Genomic DNA, 3,813 nt, shown 5'->3' with positions numbered 1-3,813 from the left:
GGGCGACTGCGCCGCCCACCTGACGGGGCGTCGCCCGTCGGCGGTCACCGCACGGGGCCTCAGCCGGTCAGCGCGTCCAGATCGGCGTCCGCCCAGCGCGCGCCGATTCCGCGCACCACGATCGTGCGGACCTCGTCGCCGGCGAAGTCGGTGGGGGTGTCCGTCGGCGCGTCGGCCTCGGCGCCGTCGCGTTCGATCGCGACCTCCAGGCGGTTCTCGGCCAGCGCCTCGACCATCCCCTCGCCCCACTCCACGACGGTCACCGACTCGTCCAACGACGCGTCCAGGTCGAGCCCGTCGATCTCCGCCTCGACGTCGCCCGAACCACCGAGCCGATAGGCGTCGACGTGCACGAGCGCCGGACCGCCCACCTCGGTGGGGTGCACTCGGGCGATCACGAACGTCGGCGACGTCACCGCCCCGCGCACACCCAGGCCCACGCCGATGCCCTGGGTCAGGGTCGTCTTGCCCGCGCCCAGGCCGCCGGACAGCACAAGCAGGTCCCCGGCCCGCAACAGTTTGGCCAGGCGCGCACCCAGCGCACGCGTGTCCGCACCACCGGCGACCGTCACGGTCACATTTCGCACCACGTCACCACTCCCACCAACACCATGCTTCGAGCGCCCGCGTCGGGCCCGGGCCCATGTCGTTCAGGATCGCCTGTCGGGTGGATCGTCCGCGCCGGGTCTGCCCGAGCGACGCGCCCGATCCGAAGGATCCGACCTATCCGGAGGAGTCTCCTCGCGCGTGCCCACCGGATCGCCGTGCGCCCCGAGTGGGCGCGTCCCGGGCGGGTGCGCTCACGGCGCGCGCGATGAGCCCGCGCAGCGCCGCGTTCACCACTTCCGGATGCTCCAGCGGGGTCAGGTGTCCCGAGTTCGCCACGATGACCAACTCGGCGCCCGGAAGCGCCTCCTTGATCGCCTCGCTGTGCGACGCGGGTGCCATCAGGTCGCCCTCGCCGCCGACCACGAGCGTCTCCACCCCGGCCAGCACCGGCAGCGCCGCCAACTTGTCGTGTGTCTCGAACGTCGGGAAGAACTCGGCGATCACGTCGATCGGCGTGCCCGAGATCATCCGGTCGGTGAAGCGCACGAGCGTGGGGTCGACATCGGAGTCGAACGCGTAGCGCTCGGTGAACAGGTACACCAGGTCGCGCGCGGCGCGCCGGCCCGCCTCCACCAGGCCCGCCCGGCGACCGAGCGTGCGCAGCAGCCCGGGCGCTATCCGGTGCACGAGCCGCGCGCCCGCGGCGGGGATGCCCAGCGTCACCGTCGCCCAGCGGCCCGCCGACGTGTTCATCAGCGCCACCCCGAGCACACGGTCGCCGAACAGTTCGGGGTGCTGGTCGGCGAGCGCCATGATCGTCATGCCGCCCATCGAGTGGCCGAGCAGGACCATCGGGCCGGTCGGCACGAGTTCGGTCAGGACCGTGTACAGGTCCTCGCCGAGGTGGTCGATCGTCGAGGTCTGTGGGGCGCCGCGTCCGGAGCGGCCGTGACTGCGCTGGTCGAACAGGACCAGGCGGTAGTCCTCGCGCAGCGCGGCGCGCTGATAGTGCCAACAGTCCATGTCGAGCGTGTAGCCGTGGCACAGCACCACGGTGAGTTCGGCGTCGCGCCGACCGTCGAGTTCGGCGTACAACTCGACGCCGTCGCCCGCGGTCACCATGTGGGGTTCGCCGCGCAGCGTCCCGAACTCGGCCAGCGCGTCCAACTGGGCCTCGGTCCGGCGCCGAAACGCTCGGCCGACCGTCATCCGCTCGATGGCCACGCCCGCGGCGGCGCCGGCGGCCAGCACGCCGACCGCGGCGCCGAGGATGCCGGCGCGGCGGCCGAGCGCGCGGGTGGCACTCGCGGCGGGAGGAGGCAGGGGCGAGGTCATGTGGCGTCCGTCCCGGTGGCGTCCGTCCCCGTCGCGTCCGCTTCCGAGGCGTCCGCTCCCGAATACACGCGAGGCACGCGCGCTCCCAGGCGGGTGACGATCTCGTACGAGATGGTGCCGACCGCGACCGCCCAGTCCTCGGCCGTGGGCTCGCCCCGGTCGCCGGGGCCGAACAGGATCACCTCGTCGCCCACCTCGGCCTCGTCGTCGCCGAGGTCCACCACGAACTGGTCCATCGCGACCCGGCCCGCGATCGTGCGCACCCGGCCGGCCACCAGGACCGGCGCGACGTTGCTCGCGTGCCGCGGGATGCCGTCGGCGTAGCCGGTGGGCACGAGCGCGAGAGTGGTCTCCCTCGGCGCGATCCACGCGTGCCCGTAGGACACGCCGTGGCCCGCCGGCACCCGTTTGACGTTGGCCAGGCTCGCCACGAGCGTCATCGCGGGGCGCAGGCCGAAATCGGCGGGGCCGCCGATGTCGGGCACGGGCGAGAGGCCGTAACCGGCCAGACCCACCCGGACCAGGTCGAAGTGCGCCTCGGGCATCAGCAGTGTCGCGGGCGAGTTGGCCATGTGCCGCACCTCGGGGGTGACCCCGCAGTCCTCGGCGTAGCCGACCATCGCACGGAACTCGGCCAGTTGGGGCGCGATCGAGGGGTGGCCCGGTTCGTCGGCGCACGCGAAGTGCGACCACAGGCCGACCACGTCGGCCAGGCCGTCGGCCTGAGCCTTGAGCGCGGCGTCGACCAGGGAGGGCCACTGCCCGGGGGTACAGCCGTTGCGCCCGAGGCCGGTGTCGGCCTTCAGGTGCACCCGGGCCGGGCGGCCGGCGGCCCGGGCCGCGGCCACGACCTCGTCCATCGCCCACTCGCCGCTCACCGAGATGTCGACGTCGGCCCGGACCGCGTCCTCGAACCGGTCGCCGGGTGCCCACAGCCAGGTCAGCACCCGCCCGGTGTCACCGGCGGCGCGCAGCGCGAGGGCCTCCTCGACCACGGCCGTCCCCAGCCACTGGGCGCCGCCCGAGCGAGCCGCCCGGGCGCACGGCACCATGCCGTGCCCGTAGGCGTTCGACTTGACCACGGCCATGACCGCCGCCGACCCCACCCGAGCCCGCACGGCCGCGATGTTGTCCACGATCGCGTCGAGATCGATCCGCGCCTGGGCACGCATGTGGCTGGTGATCCTTCCCACGGGCTGTCGCCGATCGGGCTCCGCACCTTCGGAGTCCCGGGCGTCAGGAGTGCAAGTGCAAGGGTCCAGTGTGGCAGGCCGGCCCCGCCTCGGCGTCCGGCTCACGTGCCGGCAACGTCCGCCCACACCCCGGGCAGGGCCCGGATCAGGTCCGGGGCGGTCGGCGGTCCGGGCAGCGCGCGGGCGGCCAGGCCGTGCAGATAGGCCGCCACCGAGGCCGCGTCCAGCGGTGCCAGCCCCGCCGCGAGGAGTGAGCCGGCCAACCCCGAGAGCACGTCACCGCTACCGGCCGTGGCCAACCACGGCGTGCCGGTGGGGTTGATCCGGACCCGGCCGTCGGGGGCGGCGATCACACTCGTACTGCCCTTGAGCAGCACCACGCACCCGTACGCCTCGGCGAGCCGGCGCGCGTGGTCGAGCCGCTCGGCCTCGATCCGCTCACGGGAGACGGTGACGTCGGCCGCCGCGAACAATCGCACCGCCTCGCCCGCGTGTGGGGTCAGGATCGCGGGGGTGCGCCACGTGCCGGGCTTCGAGCGGGCGAGCAGGGTCAGTCCGTCGGCGTCCACCAGCACCGGCGCCTCGCCGGCCAGCGCGCCCGTCAAGCGGCGCTCGGCCTCGGGGTCGGTGTCGAGCCCGGGGCCCACCACCCACGCCTGCACCCGGCCCGCGTCCTGCGGGGCCGTCGCACCGGCCAGTGTCTCGGGCCAGGCCGCGAGCACGGACGCGACCACCT

4 protein-coding genes are annotated in these 3,813 nt (G+C 74.2%); all 4 read right to left on the bottom strand.

The annotated features are described in order from the left end of the window. Positions 1–59: 59 nt before the first annotated feature. Positions 60–587 (bottom strand): tRNA (adenosine(37)-N6)-threonylcarbamoyltransferase complex ATPase subunit type 1 TsaE, encoded by a 528-nt coding sequence (tsaE, locus tag GT354_RS44525; RefSeq protein WP_346012458.1) that lies wholly within the window; start codon positions 585–587, stop codon positions 60–62. Between the two features lie 136 nt (positions 588–723). Beyond that, positions 724–1,884, bottom strand: coding sequence for an alpha/beta hydrolase (locus GT354_RS44520; RefSeq protein WP_237536069.1), 1,161 nt, complete (start codon positions 1,882–1,884; stop codon positions 724–726). After that, a complete protein-coding gene (gene alr / locus GT354_RS44515; RefSeq protein ID WP_161362948.1) occupies positions 1,881–3,056 on the bottom strand; it encodes an alanine racemase in 1,176 nt (391 codons plus the stop codon). The genes GT354_RS44520 and alr overlap by 4 nt, the downstream gene beginning before the upstream one ends. A gap of 122 nt (positions 3,057–3,178) precedes the next feature. Then, on the bottom strand, positions 3,179–3,813 hold a 635-nt coding region (locus GT354_RS44510; RefSeq protein ID WP_161362946.1), incomplete at its 5' end, for an NAD(P)H-hydrate dehydratase.

The organism is Streptomyces sp. SID3343, assembly GCF_009865215.1.
In the GTDB taxonomy this organism is placed as follows: Bacteria; Actinomycetota; Actinomycetes; order Streptomycetales; family Streptomycetaceae; genus Embleya.
This window is presented reverse-complemented; position numbering and strand designations above follow the sequence as displayed.